This is a genomic window from Pseudomonas graminis, assembly GCF_900111735.1.
Classification (GTDB): Bacteria; Pseudomonadota; Gammaproteobacteria; order Pseudomonadales; family Pseudomonadaceae; genus Aquipseudomonas; species Aquipseudomonas graminis.
Map to the genome: position 1 here is coordinate 1 of NZ_FOHW01000047.1, position 23,285 is coordinate 23,285.

The 23,285-nt window shown below is 58.5% G+C and carries 17 protein-coding genes and 1 pseudogene; 12 read left to right on the plus strand and 6 right to left on the minus strand.

Going from position 1 to position 23,285, the window contains the following annotated elements; genetic code table 11:
- Positions 1 to 256 precede the first annotated feature (256 nt).
- From BMY98_RS23715 to BMY98_RS23730, 4 genes and pseudogenes are all read left to right on the plus strand, one after another.
- Complete coding sequence (locus BMY98_RS23715; protein WP_074892812.1) at positions 257 to 2,428, plus strand: TonB-dependent siderophore receptor; 2,172 nt, start codon at positions 257 to 259, stop codon at positions 2,426 to 2,428.
- Between the two features lie 115 nt (positions 2,429 to 2,543).
- A complete protein-coding gene (locus tag BMY98_RS23720) occupies positions 2,544 to 3,863 on the plus strand; it encodes an MFS transporter (RefSeq protein WP_074892813.1) in 1,320 nt (439 codons plus the stop codon).
- A gap of 392 nt (positions 3,864 to 4,255) precedes the next feature.
- Positions 4,256 to 4,536: pseudogene (locus tag BMY98_RS23725) on the plus strand (helix-turn-helix domain-containing protein).
- Between the two features lie 182 nt (positions 4,537 to 4,718).
- Entirely contained in the window at positions 4,719 to 5,438 is a 720-nt protein-coding gene (locus BMY98_RS23730; RefSeq protein ID WP_108120546.1) for a hypothetical protein, read from the plus strand.
- A gap of 32 nt (positions 5,439 to 5,470) precedes the next feature.
- On the opposite strand, the gene BMY98_RS23735 is transcribed toward BMY98_RS23730, so the two are convergent.
- Positions 5,471 to 6,550: a diguanylate cyclase gene (locus tag BMY98_RS23735; RefSeq protein ID WP_074892814.1), complete on the minus strand. Its 1,080-nt coding sequence runs from the start codon at positions 6,548 to 6,550 to the stop codon at positions 5,471 to 5,473.
- 304 nt (positions 6,551 to 6,854) lie between these two features.
- On the opposite strand from BMY98_RS23735, the gene BMY98_RS23740 reads away from it, so the two are divergent.
- Both BMY98_RS23740 and BMY98_RS23745 read left to right on the plus strand, forming a co-directional pair.
- Complete coding sequence (locus BMY98_RS23740; RefSeq protein ID WP_074892815.1) at positions 6,855 to 7,490, plus strand: LysE family translocator; 636 nt, start codon at positions 6,855 to 6,857, stop codon at positions 7,488 to 7,490.
- A gap of 105 nt (positions 7,491 to 7,595) precedes the next feature.
- Positions 7,596 to 8,765 (plus strand): hypothetical protein, encoded by a 1,170-nt coding sequence (locus tag BMY98_RS23745; RefSeq protein WP_074892816.1) that lies wholly within the window; start codon positions 7,596 to 7,598, stop codon positions 8,763 to 8,765.
- A gap of 94 nt (positions 8,766 to 8,859) precedes the next feature.
- Here the strand turns inward: BMY98_RS23745 and BMY98_RS23750 are convergent, their stop codons facing one another.
- Entirely contained in the window at positions 8,860 to 9,444 is a 585-nt protein-coding gene (locus BMY98_RS23750; protein ID WP_074892817.1) for a DcrB/PsbP domain-containing protein, read from the minus strand.
- A gap of 1,283 nt (positions 9,445 to 10,727) precedes the next feature.
- Here BMY98_RS23750 and BMY98_RS23755 point away from each other — a divergent pair.
- Entirely contained in the window at positions 10,728 to 12,404 is a 1,677-nt protein-coding gene (locus tag BMY98_RS23755; RefSeq protein WP_074892818.1) for an NAD-dependent malic enzyme, read from the plus strand.
- Positions 12,405 to 12,468: 64 nt separating this feature from the next.
- Here BMY98_RS23755 and BMY98_RS23760 read toward each other — a convergent pair whose 3' ends face one another.
- The 3 genes from BMY98_RS23760 to BMY98_RS23770 form a co-directional block, all read right to left on the minus strand.
- Positions 12,469 to 13,233, minus strand: coding sequence for a 2-keto-4-pentenoate hydratase (locus tag BMY98_RS23760; RefSeq protein WP_074892819.1), 765 nt, complete (start codon positions 13,231 to 13,233; stop codon positions 12,469 to 12,471).
- Positions 13,234 to 13,312: 79 nt separating this feature from the next.
- On the minus strand, positions 13,313 to 14,611 hold the full coding sequence (locus BMY98_RS23765; protein ID WP_074892820.1) for an MFS transporter: 1,299 nt from the start codon (positions 14,609 to 14,611) through the stop codon (positions 13,313 to 13,315).
- A 101-nt stretch (positions 14,612 to 14,712) separates the two neighbouring features.
- Entirely contained in the window at positions 14,713 to 15,924 is a 1,212-nt protein-coding gene (locus BMY98_RS23770; RefSeq protein WP_074892821.1) for a pyridoxal-phosphate-dependent aminotransferase family protein, read from the minus strand.
- Between the two features lie 163 nt (positions 15,925 to 16,087).
- Here BMY98_RS23770 and BMY98_RS23775 point away from each other — a divergent pair, with 163 nt between their 5' ends.
- Together BMY98_RS23775 and BMY98_RS23780 are read left to right on the plus strand one after the other, a co-directional pair.
- Complete coding sequence (locus BMY98_RS23775; RefSeq protein ID WP_074892822.1) at positions 16,088 to 16,813, plus strand: GntR family transcriptional regulator; 726 nt, start codon at positions 16,088 to 16,090, stop codon at positions 16,811 to 16,813.
- Positions 16,814 to 16,849: 36 nt separating this feature from the next.
- A complete protein-coding gene (locus tag BMY98_RS23780; protein ID WP_074892823.1) occupies positions 16,850 to 18,103 on the plus strand; it encodes a glycine hydroxymethyltransferase in 1,254 nt (417 codons plus the stop codon).
- A gap of 485 nt (positions 18,104 to 18,588) precedes the next feature.
- Here the strand turns inward: BMY98_RS23780 and BMY98_RS23785 are convergent, their stop codons facing one another.
- Complete coding sequence (locus BMY98_RS23785; protein WP_074892824.1) at positions 18,589 to 19,569, minus strand: restriction endonuclease; 981 nt, start codon at positions 19,567 to 19,569, stop codon at positions 18,589 to 18,591.
- Between the two features lie 396 nt (positions 19,570 to 19,965).
- On the opposite strand from BMY98_RS23785, the gene dcm reads away from it, so the two are divergent.
- Genes dcm through BMY98_RS23800 form a run of 3 tightly spaced genes read left to right on the plus strand, consistent with a single transcriptional unit; the run spans position 19,966 to position 23,170 of the window.
- Positions 19,966 to 21,393, plus strand: a complete 1,428-nt coding sequence (gene dcm, locus BMY98_RS23790) for a DNA (cytosine-5-)-methyltransferase (protein ID WP_074892825.1) — start codon at positions 19,966 to 19,968, stop codon at positions 21,391 to 21,393.
- 59 nt (positions 21,394 to 21,452) lie between these two features.
- On the plus strand, positions 21,453 to 21,935 hold the full coding sequence (locus tag BMY98_RS23795) for a very short patch repair endonuclease (protein ID WP_074892826.1): 483 nt from the start codon (positions 21,453 to 21,455) through the stop codon (positions 21,933 to 21,935).
- The gene (locus BMY98_RS23800) at positions 21,917 to 23,170 is read left to right on the plus strand and encodes a type II restriction endonuclease (RefSeq protein ID WP_074892827.1); all 1,254 of its coding nucleotides are present in this window, start codon (positions 21,917 to 21,919) and stop codon (positions 23,168 to 23,170) included. Before BMY98_RS23795 ends, BMY98_RS23800 begins: the two co-directional genes overlap by 19 nt.
- The last annotated feature ends 115 nt before the right edge of the window (positions 23,171 to 23,285 follow it).

The following is a 23,285-nucleotide window of genomic DNA, read 5'->3' on the forward strand; positions in this document are numbered from 1 at the left end:
ATTCGAAATTGCTATGTCGGCCAGAAAGGGACCGTAGGACCGGCTTCAGCCGGGAAGCGGCCGGTACATCCGACGCATTTGTTTCGCCAATGGCGCAGCCTTCCCGGCTGAAGCCGGTCATACAAAAGTCACCTGCACACCGAATTCCACACCAATCCCGGTTGTAAAAACGCCGCGCAGAACGTAAAAGAGGCGCCGCCGAACTGGCCTGTGTTTCTCATTGCCCGACTGCCCCTCTCCAGGAATTCAACCGCCGATGATCACCTCGTCCCGTCCCGCTGCCGGTTTCACCCGTCGGCTGCTGCCGCTGAGTATTGCTTTCGCTTCGCCATGGCTGGCAGCCCAGGAAGCCGAGCCGGTGACACTGGACGCGCTAAGGGTGACCGGGGAGCAGGAGTCGATCTATCAGGCGAGTGGCGCCTCGGTGGGCGGGTTCAACGAAGCACCACTGCGGGATACGCCGGCGTCGATATCGGTGTTCACCGCCGAGCGGCTGAAGGACCAGCAGGCCAAACTGCTCAGCGATGTCCTGCGCAACGACGCGTCGGTGGGCGACAGCTATGCGCCGGTGGGCTATTACGAGAATTTCGTCGTGCGCGGTTTCTCGCTCAACGCGGCCAACAGCTACCGCATCAACGGGCGGAGTATCACCGGCGAGCAAAACGTGGCGCTGGAGAACAAGGAACAGGTCGAGCTGCTCAAAGGGCTGTCGGGCCTGCAGAGCGGCGTGTCCGAGCCTGCGGGCGTGATCAATTACAACACCAAACGCCCGGAAGACGTGCGCTCGGTGACGGTTTCGACCAACGAGCACGGCGAGCGCTACATCGCCACGGACGTCGGCGGCTGGTTCGGCAGCGAGAAGCAATTCGGCCTGCGCGCCAACGTTGCCCACGAGGACATTCGCTCCTACGTCGAGCACGCCAATGGTCAGCGGGATTTCGCCTCCCTGGCCTTCGACTGGAACATCAACGACCAGTCCACCCTGCAGCTCGACGTCGAATACCAGACCAAAGAACAGCGCTCGGTGCCGGGCTATCAGTTGCTGGGCGGCATCGAGCTGCCCCACGACGCCTCGCCGCGCAAATTGCTGGGCTATCAAAGCGGCTCGAACCCGGTGGGCATCGACTCGCTGAACATGACCGGTCGTTACGAATACCGCCTCAGCGACGACTGGAAAGCCAGCCTCAGCGCCTCACGCAGCCGCGTGGTCATCGACGACTACAGCGCCTTCGCCTACGGCTGCTATTACCAGCGTGACTGCCCTGCCGAGCCGTTGACCGGGCACTTCACGCCGAGCGGCGGTTACGACATCTACGATTTCCGCAGCCCGGACGACACGCGACGCAATGATGAAGTCGAAGCGTCGATGACCGGCCTGTTCGACACCGGCGGGCTCAAGCATGAGTTGACCTTCGGCAGCAGCGCGTTCCGGCGCACGGTCGACACCCGGCCGTATTTCAGCGAATACGTAGGCTCCGGCAACATCCACGAGACGCCGGACAGCTTCGCGCCGTCGGACCTTTCCGTGGGCCACACTGAACGGCGCCTGGACAGCCGCCAGTACGGACTCTTCGCCACCGATCTCATCAGTTTCAACGAACACTGGCAAACGGTCATCGGGGGGCGTGAAGTGAAGCTCGACGAAAAGGCCTACAACGAGGACGGCAGCGACAACCGTCACACCGAGCGGTCGATCTTCCTGCCCCAGGCTGCGCTGATCTACAAGCCGATCGACAACGTTTCGCTGTACACGAGCTACAGCAAAGGCTTGTCCCTGGGCGGCACGGCGTCGGTGTTCGACAGCAATATCGGGGAAATCCTCGCGCCGACGATCTCTCGCCAACTGGAAGCCGGGGTCAAGTACGACTGGCGCCGCATGAGCTTCACCGCAGCGGTGTTTCAAACCCGACAGGCGTATCAGTATTCGAAACCCAACGAAGACGGCACCCTGACTTTCGTCCAGCAGGGCCAGCAGAAAAACACTGGCGTCGAGCTGAGCGCCAATGGCTACGTGACCTCGCAGTTGCAGATGTCGGCCAGCGTCGCCGCCATTCGCGCGCGGGTTGAAGACAGCGGCACCGCGGCTTACGAAGATCATCAGGCGATCAACGTGCCCAAATTCCGTGGCAGCCTGTCAGCCGATTACGCCCTGCCGATTCAGGGGCTGGCGCTGTTGGGCGGCGTGCAATACAGCGCCAGCAAGTTCGCCAATCGCGAAGGCTCGGTGAAAGTCGATGACTACGCGGTGTTCAACGCGGGCAGCCGCTACAGCACCAAAATCGAGGGCTACGACACGGTATTGCGCCTGACCGTCGACAACCTGTTCGACAAGCGCTACTGGCGCGACGCGGGCGAATACCTGGGGGACGATTACCTGTTCCTCGGCGCACCGCGTACGGCGCGGGTTTCGGCGACGGTGAATTTTTAAATCAGCCGCTGAAACGCGTCAGCCGTCAGCGATCCGCCCGCAAGCCGTCAGCTTTGTTATCCTGCGCGCCTTTGTCGCACCCGCGTGCGTTTCAACCTGTGATTTGGGGTCTTTCATGACAGCCATTCTTCGACCGCGCCCACAACCCATCAGCCGGGGAGACTACAAAACCCTGGGCCTGGCGGCACTGGGCGGGGCGCTGGAAATCTACGATTTCATCATTTTCGTATTTTTCGCCCTGACGCTCAGTCAGCTGTTCTTCCCGCCGGAAATGCCCGAGTGGCTGCGCTTGCTGCAGAGTTTCGGCATCTTCGTCACCGGCTACTTGGCGCGTCCGCTGGGCGGCATTCTGATGGCGCACTTCGCCGACAAACTGGGGCGCAAGCGAGTGTTCAGCCTCAGCATCCTGATGATGGCGTTGCCCTGTCTGCTGATCGGCGTGATGCCGACGTACGCTGAAATTGGCTACTGGGCACCGCTGATCCTGCTGGCGCTGCGCATCCTTCAGGGCGCCGCCGTTGGCGGTGAAGTGCCCAGCGCCTGGGTGTTCGTCGCCGAGCACGCGCCGAAAGGTCATCGCGGTTACGCATTGGGCGTGTTGCAAGCGGGTCTGACCTTCGGCTACCTCATTGGTGCGCTGACGGCGACCTGGCTGGCAAAAGTGTTCAGCCACGCGGAAATCCTCGATTACGCCTGGCGCATCCCGTTTCTGCTGGGCGGCGTGTTCGGCGTTATCGGCGTGTGGCTGCGACGCTGGCTCAGCGAGACGCCGGTGTTCATGGCGATGCATGCCCAGCGCGAGGGCATGACTGAACTGCCGCTGCGCGCTGTCCTGCGCCAGCATCGGCAATCTCTGCTGCCGGCTGCGTTACTGACTTGCGTGCTGACCTCCGCCGTCGTGACGCTGGTGGTTATTACGCCTACGGTGATGCAGCAGCGCTTCGGCATGAGCCCCAGCGACACGTTCGCTTTGAGCAGCGTCGGTATCGTCTTCCTCAACATCGGCTGCGTGCTGGCCGGCATGCTGGTCGATCGTATCGGCGCCTGGCGCGGGGTGGTGCTCTACAGTCTGCTGCTGCCGGTCGGCGTCGGAGTGCTTTACGCCAGTCTGGTCAATCACTGGTTGCCGTTGAGCCTCGCTTACGCGGTGGCCGGCCTGGCCTGCGGCATTGTCGGCGTCGTGCCTTCGGTCATGGTCGGACTGTTCCCGGCGAACATTCGCGTCTCCGGCATCTCGTTGACCTACAACATCAGCTACGCCCTGTGGGCAAGCACTACGCCACTGGCGCTGATCGCCTTGATGCCGTGGAGTCCGTGGGTGTGCGTCGGCTATTGCGTGATCATGGGCGCGGTCGGTCTGGTGACGGCCATGTTCTTTGGCCTGCGCAAGGGCATGCAGGTCGATGATCCGCGGGTGGTACAGGCGGGAAACTGAAGGGGGAGGGATGTCGCAATGGCGTCCCTTCTTAAAGACTCAATGCTGCGGGTTCGCAATCCGCAGCATTTGAAACGATTGATCCGCTGATTTGTAACAGATGATTGTAATTATCATTTGCAGCGTTTATTGTCCCCGTCTATACAACTGACCCGCTGTTATATATCCCATGGACTTGCACGGGGCCGTGTCTGTATAGATTGTCTGCGGGCTCAGTGGGGATGCTTCGCTAATATTTGTAGGAAACTTTACTTATCGTTGTTCGGTTATTAACCGGGCTTGACTGTGCAAATTCTCTAATGGTTAGAGACTTCAAATCAATAAGAACACTGTTGCGGCCATGGCTGATTTAACGACCAGGGTCGGCAAGTCGCGGAGACTGTTGAGGGCCAATGATAGAAGAACAACGCAAACGCAGACCATTGAAAAAAGCCACCCCCAGAGAACAGGAAGTCCTTCAGCTAGTGCTCCAGGGCCATACCAACAAAGCCATCGCCCAGCGGCTGGGGATCAGTGATTACACGGCCCGCGACCACGTGTCGTCGTTGCTGAGGAAGAACGAAGTCAGAAATCGAGCGCAGCTCATGGCGCTGCACGTTTCGGCCCCACGCAAGAAAAAACTGGCAATACCCCTACATCTGACGGATTGTTCCGTCGAGCGGTAAGTGCATAATTAACTCGATTTAATAACCAAACTTTTAAAGCTGTCTTCGACCTCTACGTTGCCGCGATGACGCTGGCGTCTTAATAAGTGGTCTTTTGAGTGATGACCCTGTTTTCGGCACTTCGATGTGTCCCCACGAAGTGTTCGCGATGATGCACCCACAATAACGATCAATAATAAGGATGGAATCGATGACCCTTCAAATCGCAACGTCTGAGCCCTTGAAGCAATCGTGCATCGATGCAGACTTTCATGTGGACGCCTCAAGTGCGTTTCAGCAATTGGTCGATGAGCAAAGCCGGTTGTCCAGAGATCAGTTGAGCGAGCTGCACAAGCAATGGCTCGGGCCCCACGGCGTGTTTGCCACCTTCAGCGCGGAGGTCGAGCGATTGGGACGTCAGGCACCCGCACTGGACGATCTCTCCAGTCTGGGCAGCCCAGAGCGCATGAACCAGGCCGAACGGGCGGTCGCCTTTGCGCTGGCGCAGAGCAATCGCCGCCGCGCGACCAACAACCCCTTCGGCTCACGCTCGCGTCAGGACCTGTGCTGCGTGGTGTTCGACGAGTCCTGCGCTTACACCCTGGCGGAGCGATACGCCGCGTACGAAGCCATGCGCCAGAGCGACTCGGATTTCTTCATCAAACTGATCGCCACCACCCGCGGCGTCACCGAGCGGCGCATCGTGTTCCACGGTTTGCTGGAACATTACGACCGGCTGTTGCCCATTGAGAAAAGCATCTACCCCGAGGCCTACCGCGACGTGCAGCAAACGCATCTGGATCGGGAAGAAGGGTTGTATGGGGCGCTGATATTGGGTGACAGCCTGCAGAACCTACTGACGCGAATGACGCCTCTTGAGCTGCTCAAGCAGATTAAGGCACCGACCGACGCCATGGCGTGCAGCGAATAGCGAATCTTCGAGAGATCGACAACGATGCCGACTCATTCCAACGCCGCGCCTTCACGCGCAAACACCTTGCTGGATGGCTGCGCCGGCGTGACCCGATTGCGCCCGGCGCTTTTTGCGTCGTACAGGGCCATGTCGGCTTCGTGCAGCCACAGGCCGGCGTCGGTCTGGTGCGCGCCATACGCCGCGACGCCGATGCTCAGGCTCAGCTTGAGATCGGGAAGGGCCGAGTGGGCGTGGTCATGAACCGTACGGCGCAGGCGTTCGAGTATTTCGGTGGCCTGGGCCAGGGTGGTGTCGGGGAGGATGACGCAGAATTCGTCGCCGCCATAACGCCCGGCCAGATCGGTCTGCCGCAGGCTGGCGGACAGCGCGTTGCTCAGTTGCTTGAGAACGTTATCGCCGCTGATGTGGCCGTAGGTGTCGTTGATGGTCTTGAAGTGGTCGATGTCGATCAGCGCGACGCTGTGTTGGCGGTGGAGCTTCTGGCACTTATCGAACTCCAGCGCCAGTCGATCCTTCCACGCGCCGTGGTTCATAAGACCGGTGAGGCTGTCGGTGGCGCTGAGTTTTTCCAGTGCTTTCTTGCTTCTGGAGAGTTGCACCGCGACCTGATAACAGACCAGACCGATGGCCATCGGGTAGATCACCAGCATGGGCAGGCAGGCGAACAGCTGCAGCTGAGTGACGTGGGGGAATAGCGCCGGCAGGAAAATCCTGTACGCCACCAGTGCGCCGGCGATCTGCGCCAGCGAACCCAACACGAAGAGACGTAAACCACCGGCCGCGATGTTATTCATCGCCATCATCGACAGCACCGTCACGGTGGGTAGCGGGCTGATACCCATCGCTCCCGCCCAGAAGCCGCCGCCCAGCGAGTCGTAGATCAAGTTGCGGCGCTCGGCGGCATAAGGCTGACGTGAACGCTTGGCGAGCAGGTAAGCCATGTGCGGCCAGCCGTAACCGTGAGCGATCATGGCGATCCACACCCAGGCCGGCGGATGGGAAGGGTACAGCGCTGCAGCCACCGCGAAGAAACCGATGCCCAGGCCGATGCTGCGCGGCAAGTGCATGCGTTTGGCGAAGGAGAGACCTTTTTGGACCGAAGTGTTCATAGCGCTCTACTGGGTAATAACGCAGCATCCCGACGGCTACATCGGTCACGACCAACGCTGCGAGTGTCCTCCGCCGACGGGGTACAGGGAAGAGCATTTAGCCACTATCGGAGAAATAATTCACGCCGGTCGCCATTGGAGAGTGCGTGGGCGCAGGTTCCGTTTGGATAAGTGACGGGTGCCGTCTGTCATGGCGTGTTTTCCGGCCATCTGTGTATAGACCGTTCTACGCAGGTTGGCTGAAATATCACGGCCATTCGGCGCTGTCCGGATGTGCATTCCGTCACACCGGCAGGAGCCTCTGATGCCCGAACTCTCAAACCTCATCGCTTTTTCCCTCATTGCCCTCGGCATGGTGCTGACGCCAGGGCCGAACATGATCTACGTCATTTCGCGATCCATCTCACAAGGACCCAAGGCGGGTCTGATCTCCCTCGGTGGCGTGGCGGTTGGCTTTATCTTCTACATGCTGTGCGCGGCGTTCGGCATCACGGGGTTGGTGATGGCAGTCCCTTATGCCTACGACACACTGCGCATGGCCGGTGCCGTGTATCTGCTGTACCTGGCCTGGCAGGCCGTGAAACCGGGCGGTCGTTCGCCGTTTCAAGTGAAGGAGTTGCCGCAGGACAACAACCGGCAGCTGTTCCTGATGGGGCTGATGACCAACCTGTTCAATCCCAAAGTGGCGGTGCTTTACCTGTCGCTGTTGCCGCAATTCATTACTGTCGGCGACGGCACCCGCGTGCTCACTCAGTCACTGATATTGGGCAGCGCGCAGATTCTGGTCAGCCTGAGCGTGAATGCGATGGTGGCCATGGCGGCGGGCTCCATCGCAGCGTTTCTCACGCAGAAACCGGGGTGGGCGGCGCTGCAGCGCTGGGTGATGGGCACGGTGTTGTTCGGGTTCGCGGTGCGGATGGCGGTTGAAGGCAGGCGTTGAGTGCGCTGTCACGCGTTGAGGAAAACACGGCTGGCCCTTGCCAGACGCTCCGCGATTCGGGAGATTACTGGCCCCACCCGTTAGCATCATCACAAGGGACGTCTGATGCCTTTTTCTCTCTCCGTTTTGCGTATCACCTGCCTCGCCGCGCTGGTCGCGCCATTCACCCTGCACGCCGAGAATGCGGTCCATGTTCTGACAGGCACTTTGGGTAAATCGCCCATCGTCGTCGAGCTTGATCTCACCAGCGCTGAAGAGGTGAGTGGCCGCTATTTCTACGAGAAATACCACAAGGACCTGCCGCTTTCCGGTACTTCGAAAGGAAGTGATCTGACGCTGACCGAGGGCCTGAGCTACGACGACGAAGCCAAGTTGCCGAAGCTGGTGCTTCACAAGAATTCGGACGCGACCTGGACCGGAGACTGGAGCAGCAAGGGCAAGTCCTACAAGGTGCAACTGGCCGAACACCCCATCACCGCGCCGGATGCTTCCGCTGAATCGGGGTGGCAGGCCATTTATAAACAGTCGGCGTACGACTACCTGCGGCTCACGCACCTGAAGCTCAAGGCGGATAAAAACGCTACGTTCATGGGCCATGGGCTGCAATGGTGGGTCGAGCCGGAGTCAGGCGTTTCGATGTTTGAAATCACTTCGGGTTACTCACCGGAGCAGGCCGCCGCTATTAATCAGCAACTGCGCTCGCGCTTGTGGCAGGAAGTTGTCAGCTACCACCAGTGCATGCTCAACGCGAGCCGCAATGGCGGTGATTTTGCGCAGACGGTCACGCCGCACTTGCTGACGCCCGGCATCGTGAGTTTGAGCGTCTTCACCGATTACGATTGCGGCGGTGCACACCCGGACTTCGGCGACTCGCCGCTTAATCTGGATGCCAGCACGGGGAAGGAGCTGACGCTGGAAGATGTGGTGTGGGTCGGCAAGGGCGCGCCGTTTCACTACGAACGTGATGAAGAAGGTGGCACGAGTTTCGACACGTATTCAGACTACCGCGGTAAAGCCTTCGCCCCCTGGCTGGTCGGTCAACTGAAGGCCGCGCACCCGGCAGACATGCAGAAGCCTGCTACCGAAGACGATTGCGACTACACCGACCCGTCGGTCTGGGAATTTCCGACCTGGCATTTGACTGAAAAAGGCATCGTTTTCGGCCCGTCCTTCCCCCGCGTTATGCGCGCGTGTGAAAGTCCGGAATGGTCGGTCTTGCCTTACAGTGTCATCAAGGCGCATCCAGGTGGGACCAAGCTGACGTTGCCCGAGTAAATCAGCCTCGGTTGCTGCCCGCCGACATCTGACGACGGTAGATCTGAAATCGCTGCTTTTCCGGCTGCAATCGCCGCCGAAAAAGCAGCAATCCTTATTTCCCGCCGGTCACACCCTTCACCACCTCGGCGTGGGCCTTGGCGTCTTTCGCCAGGGAGATCACGTTGACCATCGCCGTGCGTTTACCGTAGGCAGCAGTAATCGTCGTGCTCAATACCCGGCCGCCGTCCACGCTGCCTGAGATATCCAGCTGACGCATGCCTAGGCCTTTTCGTACGATCTTTTTCTCGCCCAGCTTCTTGAAGTCCTTGTAGCTCGACTGCTGCTGTTGCAGCGTGTCAGCGATGATGCCGTCGAGGGTTTGCTTGTCGTTGGCGCCGACCTTCTGGTCATTGGGCAGCGGCGCTTCGGTGATGATCACCACGCGCTTGGCCGGCTTGTTCATGTAGAGCGAGCCGGTGACGCCGGCAGCCCTGGCCTTGGCGTCGATCTCTTCCATCGGGCCTTTGACGTAGTCCTTCGGCAGGGTGAAAGCGAACTTGCCGCCGAGCATCGCGACTTTTTGCCCAGAAGGTTTCGGCGCGGGTTTGGCCTTGGTCGCGGCCTGCGCGCCGACCATGCCCAGGCATGAAGCCAACGCGGTACAGACCAGCAGGGTTCTTAAACTGAACAAGCGCATTCCGACCACTCCTGGGGATGATTCCTACATAGGTCCGGCATTTTGCCTGAGGGTGATAGCAGGTTGAAAGTCGTGAGCGCGAGGGTGTCAGCGGGACTCGCTCATGCCAGTCCTACGGGATGATCGCGGTGTATCTGTAGGACTGGCTTCAGCCGGGAAGGGGCCGATATGTACTACGCAAGATTTGCAGCGAGACGCCTGACGCCTTCCCGGCTAAAGCCGGTCCCACAGGGTATGCGGCGTGAGCCAATTCCCTGGGTGTACGCGGTCTTTAGTGGGACCGGCTTCAGCCGGGAAGGCGCCAGTGTGTACGCCACGGGACCTGATCATCTGCCGCTGGCCAGTGTAGGAGCGCGCTTGCCCGCGAAGAGGCCGGTACATCCGACGCAGACGGGCAGTCCATGCCGACGCTTTCGCGGGCAAGCGCGCTCCTACACTTGAGGGCAGCGTTTAAACGCGAGATTTGCACTGTGTCACGCGACGCTTTCCCGGCTAAAGCCGGTCCCACAGGGTATGCGGCGTGAGCCAATTCCCTGGGTGTCCGCGGTGTTTAGTGGGACCGGCTTCAGCCGGGAAGGGGTCAGTGGGTACGCCACGGGACCTGATCATCTGCCGCTGGCCATTGTAGGAGCGCGCTTGCCCGCGAAGAGGCCGGTACATCCGACGCAGACGGGCAGTCCATGCCGACGCTTTCGCGGGCAAGCGCGCTCCTACGCTTGAGGGCGGCGTTTAAACCCGAGATTTGCACTGTGTCACGCGACGCCTTCCCGGCTAAAGCCGGTCCCACAGGGTATGCGGCGTGAGCCAATTCCTTGGGTGTACGCAGTGTTTAGTGGGACCGGCTTCAGCCGGGAAGAGGCAAGTGGGTACGCCACGAGACCTGATCATCTGCCGCTGGCCATTGTAGGAGCGCGCTTGCCCGCGAAGAGGCCGGTACATCCGACGCAGACGGGCAGTCCATGCCGACGCTTTCGCGGGCAAGCGCGCTCCTACACTTGAGGGCGGCGTTTAGACGCGAGATTTGCACTGTGTCACGCGACGCTTTCCCGGCTAAAGCCGGTCCCACAAGGTATACGGCGTGACGCCTGACGCTTTCCCGGCTAAAGCCGGTCCCACAGGGTATGCGGCATGAGCCAATTCCTTGGGTGTACGCAATGCCTTAGTGGGACCGGCTTCAGCCGGGAAAGCGTCCGTCCTGGCACCGCAGATTCCATCGGCGCATTGGTTTTCCAGGCCAAAGGTGTACATTTCAATTCAAAATACAATAAGCACAGGAGACAGACATGACCCATGCCACTGATCGCACCTTGCAAGTCCCTTTCGCCGGGCCCACGTTGTTGGGCACGCCACTTCTGAACAAAGGCACGGCGTTCAGCCTCGACGAACGCGAAGCCCTTGCCTTGCAAGGCCTGCTCCCGGAACGTGTCGAAACCATCGAACAACAGGCGAGCCGCGCCTATCACCAGTACCAGGCCTGCGCGACCGATCTGGATAAACACATCCTCCTGCGCTCGATCCAGGACTCCAACGAAACACTCTTCTACCGCGTCGTCGACGACCACCTCGACGAGATGCTGCCGATCATCTACACCCCCACCGTCGGCAAGGTCTGCCAGGAATTTTCCCGCATTTACCGCAGCCATCGCGGCCTGTTCATCAGCATCGCCGACAAAGACCGCATCGACGAAATCCTCAACAACGTCACCAAAGACAACGTCAAAGTCATCGTCGTCAGCGACTGCGAGCGCATCCTCGGCTTGGGCGATCAGGGCGTTGGCGGCATGGGCATCCCCATCGGCAAGTTGTCGCTGTACACGGCATGCGGTGGCATCAGCCCGGCCTACACGCTGCCGGTGGTGCTCGACGTCGGCACCAACAATCCCGCGCTGTTGGCGGACCCGCTGTATTTCGGCCGCAGCCAGGAGCGTGTGCGCGGCGCCGAATATGATGCGTTCGTGCAGGCATTCGTCGAAGGCGTCCAGCGCCGCTGGCCGGAAGCCATTCTGCAGTTCGAAGACTTCGCGCTGACCAATGCCATGCCGTTGCTGGCGCGCTTTCGCGATCAGCTCTGCTGCTTCAACGATGACATTCAGGGCACGGCCGCTGTCACCGTCGGCACCTTGCTGGCCGCCTGCAAGATGAAGGGCCAGCGCTTGTCCGATCAGACCGTCGCGTTCGTAGGCGCCGGGTCAGCGGGTTGTGGGATCGCCGAGCAGATCATCGCCGCCATGCAGCTCGAAGGCTTGTCCGAAGCCCAGGCGCGCAGCCAGGTGTTTCTGCTCAACAGCAAAGGGCTGCTGACCGACCGCCAGCCGGGCCTCTATGATTTCCAACAGCGCCTGGCCCACTCCAGCGATTCCCTCAACGACTGGGCGTTCAGCGCCCACTGGCCGTCGCTGCATGAGGTGGTCAGCAACGCCAAACCCACCGTGCTGATCGGCGTGTCGGGCAAGGCCGGACTGTTCACCCAGCAGATCGTCGAGACCATGCACAGCCATTGCCCGCAGCCGATCATCATGCCGCTGTCCAACCCGACCTCGCAGATCGAAGCGCACCCCAAGGACATCCTGCAATGGACCGACGGGCAGGCGCTGGTGGCCACGGGCAGTCCGTTTCTGCCGATTGAGGTGCTGGGCAAAACCTTTCCCATCGCCCAGTGCAATAACTCCTACATCTTCCCCGGCATCGGCCTCGGCGCCATCGCGAGCAAGGCGACCCGCGTCACCGACGGCATGCTTATGGCGTCGGCCCAGGCGCTGGCTGAGTGCGCAGCGGCAGGGCAGATGTTGCCGCCGCTTCGGGATGTTCAGGCCGTCAGCAAACGCATCGCCTTTGCCGTCGGCATGGCGGCCCAGCGCGACAGTGTGGCGCCGCCGCAATCGGAAGAAGAATTGTCAGCAGCGATCGAAAAAGACTTCTGGCAGCCTGTCTACCGGTCGTATGTTCGCCGCCCTGACTAAAAGCTTTACAGCAAAAAACAACCCGCCAGCTCGGCGGGTTTTTTTATGGCAGCGAGTTAAGACCTCAAGCCAGTGTCAGTGAAACCGGTGGCAGCCCATTGATCTGCCCCATCACCTCAGCCATGCCCTGGGCGAGGTGCATGCCGGTATAAGAACCCGTGGTAATCACGAAGTCCTTGGACAACGGCAGTCCGTTGAGGGTGTGATGGTTGACCAGCCACGGCAACAGCCGGCGCGGGTCGCCTGCCGGATTCGCGACGTTGGACGGCACGATGCTCTCGCCATTCACCGTGAAGGTCAGCGTCGGTTCCACGAAGGGAAAGGACGCATCGTAGGGTACGAAATCACCCACCACCAAGGCGCCGTGGTTAAGCAAGTCGGCCAATTGCGTCAGCGGCTCGATCTTCGGCCACGCCGCAAACCGGCTGGAAACCACTTCGATGGACGCCGCCATTTCGCCGATGCCCGCCATGACTTCCTCGTCGCTGTACGCCTCATCCCGAGGGCTGAAGTCGCGATTGAAGCGAAAAGCGATTTCCAGCTCCAGACCCACCGGCGGATAAACGCTTCGGTCCAGCGTGCCGGTCGACGGGAACAGGCAGTCGCGAGGCAGCGGCGAGCCCTGAATCGGCCCGTCCAAGGACTTGGAACCAATCTTCCAGCCCCCTGCTTCAACGCCACGCAGGCGCAGGATTTTCTGCTGCGTGAGGTAGGCCGCGTCGCGGTCGGTCGGGTTCAGGTCGACATCCAGCTCGCCCAACAAATCATGCTTGTTCTGAGCATCGACGATTAATTGCGCCAGGCGCGAAGGTTGGGTGTCAGTGTCCAAAAGGGTGCTCCATTGAGTGGGCTCGATTGCAACTTACAGGACGGAAGCGCCACCCGAAGGCGGCTCACGTTGTCGCGCGTTACTTACTGACCACTGGAGCAGGTTCCGCACCCGGTGTCAGCGGCGCTGCCGGCGTCCCGTAGTCGAACTTGTTCTGCGGCTTCATGCGGAACGACAGCACGACGCCAATCGCCAGCAGAATAATGCTGACCAGAAACGGCAGCTGCCAGTTGCCAAACTTGTCGATCAACAGACCGGCGGCCACCGGGCTGACGATGGCGGCCATGGCCGATCCGGTGTTCATCATGCCGCTCGCAGTGCCGCAATGGTCCGGCGCGATGTCCATCGGAATCGCCCACATCGGGCCGATGGTCATCTCGGAGAAGAAAAACCCGATCGCCAGGCAGGCCAGGGAAATGTGCATGTCCTTGGTGAACATCAACGGCACCAGCGACAGCAGCGTCAGGCCCAGACACACGGCAACCATCAGGCTGCGGGCCTTGTTCAAGTCCTTGGTGCGCGCATAAATACGGTCGCTGACGATGCCGCCCAGGGTGTCGCCGACCACGCCGCCGAAGAACACCGTCGACGCGAAAATCGCTGTGCCCTTCAAGTCCAGGCCCATGTTCATGAAGTACATCGGCACCCAACTGAGCAGCAGCCAAAGCGTCCAGCCGTAGCAGAAATAAACGATCGTGACCGGCGCCATGCGCTTGAACAGGCGACCCCACGGCAGCACGACGGTGGATTTCACTTTCGGCGGCGGCAGGGTGTCCAGTTCCTGTTTCGAGATGCGCGGGTGATCTTTCGGGTGCTCGGTAAATAAAAACATCCACAGAATGACCCACACAAAGCTGGTGGCCGCGCAGACATAAAACGATTCTCGCCAGCCGTAGGTGGCCATCACCGCGATCATCGCTGCCGGCGCCAATGCGTTGCCGAGGCGGGCGAAGGCGTGGGTGATGCCCTGGGCGAAGCCGCGTTTTTCCTTGGGGATCCAGCGGGACATTGCCGCTGTTGCTGCGGGGAAGGTGGCGCCTTCACCGAGGCCGAGAAGGATCCGCGCGACGATCAGCGAGACAAAGCCGCCCGCCAGACCGGTCAGCACCGTGGCGCTGGCCCAGATCAGCCCGCACACCACCAGCGTTCGCTTGGCGCCGAAGCGGTCGCTGACCCAGCCTCCGATGATTTGAAAGATCAGGTAGGGGTACGCGAAGGCCGAGAAGACGATGCCGATCTCGGTTTTGCTCAGATTGAATTCTTTACCGAAACCGACGGCGGCGGTGCTGACATTGACGCGATCCAGGTACGTAATGAAATACATGGCGCACAGCATGAACAGCACCACCGTGGTGGGGCGCAGACGTAAAAACTTCATGTGCTATCTCCAGTTTCTTATTGTGTTCGCTGACAACGCGATGATTCGGGATAGTGAGATGTGTCAAAAACGCCGCGGGGGTGCCGCAGCGGGGTGTTGCGTCAGTCGCGTCGCAGCGGCACCGATTGCCCTCCCAGGTAATCCATCGCGGCCAGAACGCCGCTGGACTGCAGTTTTACGCCAGCCATCTGCAGGCCCATTTCGCAGCCGGTCAGGGTGGCCATCAGCATCAGGTCGTTGCAGTCGCCCAGGTGACCGATTCGGAACATGCGGCCTTTCATCTTGCCCAGGCCGGTGCCCAGGGACATGTCGAAGCGCTCGTAAATGGTCTTGCGCACCTGGTCGGCATCAATGCCTTCAGGTGTCATCACGCCGGTGAGCACGGGGCTGTAAACGCTCGGATCGGCGCACTGAATCTCCAGGCCCCAGGCGGTCACGGCGGTGCGGCAGGCCTTCGCCAGACGGTTGTGACGGATGAACACGTTGTCCAGGCCTTCGCCGAGGATCATGTCCAGCGCTTCGGACAAGCCGTACAGCAAGTTGGTGTTCGGCGTGTACGGCCAGTAACCGGTCTTGTTCATCTCGATGATGTCGTCCCACGCCCAGAAACTGCGGGGCAAACCGGCGCTTTTGCTGGCCTCGATGGCTTTCGGCGACAGGGCGTTGAAGCTGATGCCCGGCGGCAACATCAGCCCCTTCTGCGAGCCGGAAACGGTCACGTCCACGCCCCATTCGTCATGACGATAGTCGGCGGAGGCCAGGCCGGAGATGGTGTCGACCAGCAGCAGGGCAGGGTGGCCCGCCGCATCAATGGCCTTGCGCACGGACGCAATGTTTGAGGTCACGCCGGTGCTGGTCTCGTTGTGCACGACGCAGACGGCCTTGATGCGATGCCCGCCGTCAGCGCGCAGGTGGTCTTCGATCATTTGCGCATCAATCCCGCCGCGCCAGCCTTCAATGCCGGGCCGACCGATGAACTGCGGCTTGAGCCCGAGGCTCAGCGCCATCTTCTGCCACAACGTTGCGAAATGGCCGGTCTCGAACATCAACACTTCGTCGCCCGAACTCAGCGTATTGCACAGCGCCGCCTCCCAGGCACCGGTGCCCGACGCCGGATAAATCACCACCGGATGCACGGTCTTGAAGATCTGCTTGATGCCTTCCAGCACCTTGAGCCCCAGCTCGCCGAACTCCGGACCGCGGTGGTCAATGGTGGGGTAACTCATCGCACGAAGGATGCGATCCGGCACAGGGCTAGGCCCCGGGATCTGAAGGAAGTGGCGACCGGCAGGGTGGAAATCGAGCTTCAGCATCGGTGTCTCCTTGTTTTTTTATAATTTTGTATTTTGAATTCAAAATTAACCTAGCACAGGGCGATGCTGTGTCAAACGGCCCAATTACGCTAATCTTCCCAACAAACTGGAGCATTTTCGAATAAGGGCTCGGCGCTAGAGCGGGTCCAGGAAGGATTTTTGAATGCAAAATACTGAAGAAATGAGCGTACAGCCCGACGCCCGGCCAATGCCCAAGGTCGAACGCCAGCGCCTGCACGACATCGTCATCGATCACCTGCGCGGCTTTATCACCGAAGGCGTGCTCGCACCCGGCACCAAGCTCAACGAACGCGAGCTGTGCGAAACCCTCGGCATCTCCCGCACGCCGTTGCGCGAAGCGTTAAAGGTGCTGGCCGTAGAAGGGCTGATCGAAATCAATCCGAACCGTGGCGCCAGCGTCGCCCGCATGTCGGAGCTGGAGATCCGCGAAACCTTCGAACTGATGAGCGGCATCGAAGCCTTCGCCGGGGAGCTGGCCTGTGAGCGCATCACCGCCCAGGAAATCGACGACATCAAAGCGCTGCACTACGCCATGGTGGTCAGCAAAAACCAGAACGACCTGCCGGGTTACTACCAGCGCAACCGCGCGATCCACGACCTGATCAACCTGGCGGCGCGCAACTCGGCGCTGCGTCAGGTCTACCTGTCGCTGAACCGGCGCATCCACGCATTACGCTTTCTCTCCAATCATCAAGCACCGAAATGGGACCGCGCCCTGCACGACCACGAAGAAATGATCGAGGCCCTGCAAGCCCGGGACGGCAAGCGCCTGAGCAGCATCTTGCGCCACCACCTGCTGGAGAAACGCGACGCGCTGATGCTGCTGGTCAGGGACGAGTCCGAGCACCCGGACTCCATTCGCCGTTGACTGATTGTTGATTAGCCATTAAGGGAGCTGCCGACCATGCCCCGTGATCTCGATGCCTTGCTGGCCGCTTGTGCCGACCGATTGCCGCAACTGGAGACCCAGCGCCTGATGCTCTACGCCGGCGCCAACCTCCCCAGCGCACGCGCCATGGCTGCCTACAATCCCGCGTTCAGCGCCTACCCGGCGATGGGCCCGACCGGTCACAAAGAACAGCCGGACACCGAACTGGTCAGTGAGCTCGAAAGCTTCACCAGCCAGGCGGCCATGACCCTGTTCGGCTCAGCATGGGCCGAAGTCCGCCTGGCCAGCTGCACCCTCGCCAACCTGGCCATCTTTCATGCGTATTGCCGACCGGGCGACAAAGTGCTCGCACCCGCTGCCGAGCACGGCGGGCATCTCAGCCAGCGCCGTGGCGGCACTGCAGAATTGGCAGGCCTTGTCGTTGAAGACCTGCCATTCGACCGCCGCAACTGCCAGCTCGACGCAGCGCGCGCGGCAGAGATGATCACCCAAATCCGCCCCTGGCTCGTGGTGCTAGGGCGCAGCGTCATGATCAAGGCCGACGACATCGCCCCGGTGGTCAGCGCGGCCCGTGCGGTCGGCGCCAAAACCCTGTTCGACGCCTCCCACGTGCTGGGCCTGATTGCTGGCGGCACGTACCCCAACCCGTTTGACGTCGGCGTCGACCTCATCAGCAGCTCCACCTACAAAACCCTGCCCGGACGCCCGCAAGGGCTGGTGCTCGGCCGCCACCCGGAAGACGCGATCGCTTTGCGCGAGGTGCTCGATACCCGGATGCTTGCTAACTACGACGCGGGCCGGCTGCCGTCCTTGGCGGTCACCCTCACTGAAGCCCAGGCCAATGGCCGTGACTATGCCGCCCGCATTGTCAGCAACAGCGCGGCGCTACATCGCGCGTTGGTCGATGTTGGGTTGCCTGTCATCGGGGCTAATGACGGCGAAGTGCACACCCATCAACTCTTGCTGCCGCTGTCACTGGATGCTGACCCGCAGGCTGTGATGCACGCGTTGCAGGCTCAGGGCATTCTCATTGGGACTTGTGTTGATCCTTCTAGTGCTGGACATCAGGCGTTGCGGCTGGGGACGCAGTTCATCACGCGGCAGGGGATGGACGGGCGAGATATGGCGGATTTGGCGCGATTGCTGGGCGATGTTTTGCGTGTGGGTGCTTGCGGTCGGCTTCATGCCCGACCGGTCGCTGATACGGCGCAGATAGCAGGTCGGATTCAGCAAATCCTGAGCAAAAAAAAGCCGCTGGGGAGCGGCTGAAGTTTGGAGCTTGGAGGCACCACGTCGGGAGCAACGACGTAGCGAAACGACAGAAACAAAATGCTAAAAGCTGATCGGGCGTTTGACGTTCTCCGGCTTGGGTGTGTGGGTTCACCGTTTCCGCGCTGGGCGGGTTCGATGGGGTGAAGCCACTTTAGGAACGATGGGCGGCGGGGGCAAATGAAACCCGGGTAACTATTTGTTAGCGAAAATGTTATGCGCGGGGAGGGGGTGGGGCGGGAACTTTCAGAGGTCTGTGGTGCTTCGCGGCACGGCGCTTTGTATGAGGGCCGCCAGATAGGCCTTGCCAAGGACACATCCACTGTAGGAGCGCGCTTGCCCGCGAGAGTCGTGTCAGCCCCTGATTCGTCACTGATACGCCGCCATCTCATGACGCCGCTAAAGTGCGCGGCGGAGGCCGTTGGTGCGAGATTTGTGCGGAGCAGGTCACGGTTTGGCTGACGTGCTCATCTGGTCTTGCGGCGTTACTTCACCGTCATCGGCGCGAAAATCCCCCGGATGCCACGGCATTTTGGATAAGCCACACAACCCCAGAAATTCCCGCCAGCGTTGGCGCCGGTTCTGGCGACACGTATCACCATGGTTTTGCGGCAGTGCGGGCAAAGGGGTGCAGCAGGTTCAGGCTCAGCTTCACGTACGACGGTTAGTGTCGCGGTTGAAGTGGGCGCTTGAACGGGAATTGGAGCTGAAGCGGGACTTGGCGTAACCACCACCTCCGGCTCAACGATGGCTGGCTCGACACGCTCTGGCACTATCTCGACGGTTGGCCGTGGACCGGGCTTCTTCGCCTCGGCAATCCACTGCTTCAGCACTGTGCCGTCGACCAGTTGCACGTTACGGCCTTCTGCAAAATCCCGGGCTGGTTTGGTAAACGTCCCACTGGTCACCACGAAACCACCGACAGCACCTTCAGCCGCCATCGCGCCATACAACTCCCGCACCACCGGCACACCGACCTGCACCGAGCGCCATTGCTTGCACTGCACCACGTACGTCTCGCCATCCTTGCGCGCGATCAAATCGATGCCGCCGTCAGGGCCGTTTTTGCCTGTTTCCCGTACTGAGTAGCCACGTCGGCGTAGGGCTTCGCCCACCAGTAATTCGAACTCGTGCCAGGTGATGCTCAGCAGAGGGTTGCCTTTGGTGGTGGCCGCCGATTCAAGGAGGTTACGGCGTTTTCGGCGGCCGATGATTGAGGCGATGGCACCGGCGACTAGTATCAGAGGAACAAAGAACTGCCCGAACGTGGCCATGCCCCGAAACGCCGACGCCGAAACCATCTTGTCGAAATGGCGCGGATCCAGGTTTGTAGGGAGCGGAGCGATGGCCATCGAATGCAGCCACATTGCCGACGCCACGGCGAGAACAGCACTGATCCACCAAGGGAGCTTGCTGGCGAGAAAAATGAGGGCTTCTAGATTGGAGGTTTTCTTGGCCATATCCATGGTCTTTTCGTGAGTCCGTTGTGGTGAGATTTGGTGAGTGCTGCTGAACCTGTAAGAGTCAGCTTGCTCTTGATCTGTTATGGGAATATCGGCTTATCGGCCGTTGGCCAGTCCCGAGCACTTTTTTCGTGCGCTTCTCCGATGAATATCAGATCAGACCCCACAGGGTCTGGCCTAGCAACACCGACGCACCGAGCGAGGATACTGTATCCAAAACCTAGACGAATCGGCGCTGGACGCTATACTGTTCATCCATACAGTATACGGCTCGTTGCACATCCGCCACTTACCTACCCCGGAAGCAGTCGATGTCCAAATGAAGAATTTACTTCCCCCAGTATAGGGATAGAATGGTGACGATCCGTCACAGCTTTGACCCAGAGAGAATTAGGGCATATGAATTTTTTTGAAAATGATAATTCCGAAAGTATGTTTGCAGGGCACCCGGTCTCTCTCCCGGATCCCGACCCGGCTGACGATATGGCTCTGCTTAGGAAGCTACTTGAGATCTTTGACCAAGGTCAGGTCGCAGCGAAGCTTAATGAGATAGGCTCATCTCACTGCCGCGAGACTGTTAATCGCTGGATGAAAGGTAAATCATCGCCTCGCTTGACCCACCGAGAGTATAAGCATCTGGAATCGCTTCTTCCGATAAAGCCGAGCTACAAACCTTCCTTTACCTTTATTGATTTATTTGCTGGTATTGGCGGGATTCGTAGGGGATTTGAATCTGTTGGAGGTGAGTGCGTCTTTACCTCTGAGTGGAATGAATATGCGGTGAGGACCTATAAAGCAAATCACTATTGCGATCCGTCTCGCCATCGGTTCAATAAAGATATTCGATCGGTCACGCTGTCTGATAAACCTGAGATTAGTGAGGATGATGCCTATAGAAATATCGATAGAGAAATTCCCGATCATGACGTGCTGCTAGCGGGCTTTCCTTGCCAACCCTTTTCTCTGGCTGGCGTTTCGAAAAAAAATTCACTTGGCAGAAAGCATGGATTTGAGTGCGAAACTCAAGGTACTCTTTTTTTTGACGTGGCTCGGATTATCGCGGCCAAAAAACCGGCTGCCTTTCTCTTAGAGAATGTCAAAAACCTTAAGAGTCATGACAAGGGCAATACTTTTCGAATCATCTGTGAGGCGCTTGACGAACTTGGCTATGAGGTATCCGATGTTAATGCCCCCAAGGGTGCCGATCCCAAAGTGATCGATGCTAAGCATTTCGTACCGCAACATCGCGAGCGAATTGTTTTGGTTGGTTTTCGTCGAGATCTTAACGTTCACGATGGTTTCACCTTGCGAGATATTGATAAGCTTATTCCAAAGCATCGGCCGAGTTTTGGTGACATCCTTGATAAGGATGTTGATAAAAAATACATCCTCACCCCCAAACTTTGGGACTATTTATATCGCTATGCAGAGAAGCATCGGCAGAAGGGTAATGGCTTCGGTTTTGGTTTAACTCGTGCTAATGACGTTGCAAGGACGTTATCGGCTAGGTACCACAAGGACGGCTCCGAAATATTAGTCGACCGCGGATTCATTAAAACCTTGGACTTCAATCACGAATTGAACCAGCTTAATCGGCCGCGTAGATTAACACCTCACGAGTGTTCACGTTTGATGGGCTTTGATAGACCAGGCGAAAGAAAATTCGTTATACCCGTATCTGATACGCAAGCGTACAGGCAGTTTGGTAACTCGGTCGCTGTCCCAGTATTCGCAGCGGTGGCAAAGCTGATGAAAAGCCGCATCATGCAGGCAAAAAAGAAAACCATGGCGCAGCATTCTCAGTTGGAATTCCCTCTCCCCACTTGAAGTATGAAATCGTACCAGTCTCACCTTGATCGCGGTAAGAAGTATATTCGGAGGCCTCCTTGACTGATGTAGTTGATGCTAAAACTCGGTCCCGGATGATGTCCGGGATTAAAGGTAAAAACACGTGCCCTGAGCTTTTGATCCGCAAGGGACTTCATGCGCGAGGTTTCAGATTTCGGATTCACGTGAAAGACTTGCCAGGGAAGCCCGATCTCGTGCTTCCTAAATACAGAGCAGTGGTGTTCATTCACGGATGCTTCTGGCACGGCCACAGCTGCTCATATTTCAAAATCCCAAAAACGCGCCCCGAGTTCTGGCTTAAGAAGATTGAGGCCAATCAGGCACGGGATGCCCGACAGTTAGTCGCCCTTCATGACTCCGGATGGCGTGTGCTGACAGTCTGGGAATGTGCCGTAAGGTCTATGATCAGGCGCAGGGACTGTTCGCTGATTGACCAAATAAGTAAATGGTTAACGGATGGTGCCAGTAGCTTTCAAATCGACGAATGGAACTTGGGGGCAGGATGTTTACAGATAGAATAAGTGATTATTTTGAAGGTGTTGCAGCTAAGTATTTAACTGCTGTAGACGCCGATCGGGCACGATCTAATCAACACGAGATTGGTGGGCTACCCGCTGTAGGATTTAAAAAATATCTTGGAACGCCAGGGAAGGACGTGGAAAACCGGTTTGACGCGAAACAGGTGTACATAACTGACGAGTCATTGGCGCCCGAAGTAGTGGATGGATCAGTGACATGGTATGACTGCAGAAGAAAACAGCCGCATAGGAGGCCTGAGTACCGTCTCTACTATTACCGCAATGCCGTGACCGAACTGCTTACGGAAGGAGATTTCCTTTTAATTGCAAAGATGCGTGATGATTCATTGCTTATGGTTTTCACTTCAGCCGGAAGTAGTATAGAGAGTCAACTGCGGGCGTTATTTGGTTTGGATGTTATAGGGACTAGTTTTACACCGGGGAGATTGGACTCAATGGAGCTACTGCTTCCATTGCGGAATATGTTGGAAGACCTTGGCTTGGAACTTAATCCAAAGACTACGAATGATGGTTATTGGCTTGACAGAGTAGTCGAGAAATTTGGTGACGATGGCTTTCCATCTACTGCGCAATTTTCTCTTTTTGCTAGGAACACATCTCCTGGGAACGTTGATCCATTTGTATGCCCAGATTCCGCCATCTTGGATTGGATGGGCCACGAGGAAATGTTATTCCGGATACTTGAGCGTCATTTGATTTCGAAAAAACTTGATCTGGGTTTTGCTGATGATGTCGAGAGTTTCATCAGCTTCTCTCTCAGCGTCCAGAACAGACGTAAATCAAGAGTGGGATTTGCATTCGAAGATCACTTGGACGAAATTTTCAAGAGCAATGGTTTGCGTTATGAACAAGGGCGAGGGAAATTTGGCGTAACTGAAAATAATTCAAGGCCGGATTTCTTATTCCCAGGGTTTGCTGAATACCGCGATCCCCTGTTCCCTGATGAATGCCTGCTGATGCTTGGTGCAAAAACGACCTGTAAAGATAGATGGCGTCAGGTGTTAAGTGAGGCCGACAGAATTTCACAAAAGCACTTGGTTACGCTCGAGGCAGCCATTAGCACACGGCAAACCTCAGAGATGCGTGCTCAAGCCTTGCAGTTGGTAGTGCCAAAAGCAATCCATTCGACGTACACCAAGGAGCAAGAGGCGTGGCTGTATTCACTTTCAGACTTCATCAGCATTGTGTCGAGGGGAACGAGAAGAGTCATCGGCTAGCGCCAGACGTAGTAATTTTGCGCACCGATATTGGAGCATGCATAGCTCCTAGGCAGCCCGAAAAAAAATTTTACATTTCTCGGAATTATGATAGCTTTGAGCCATATTAACTGGG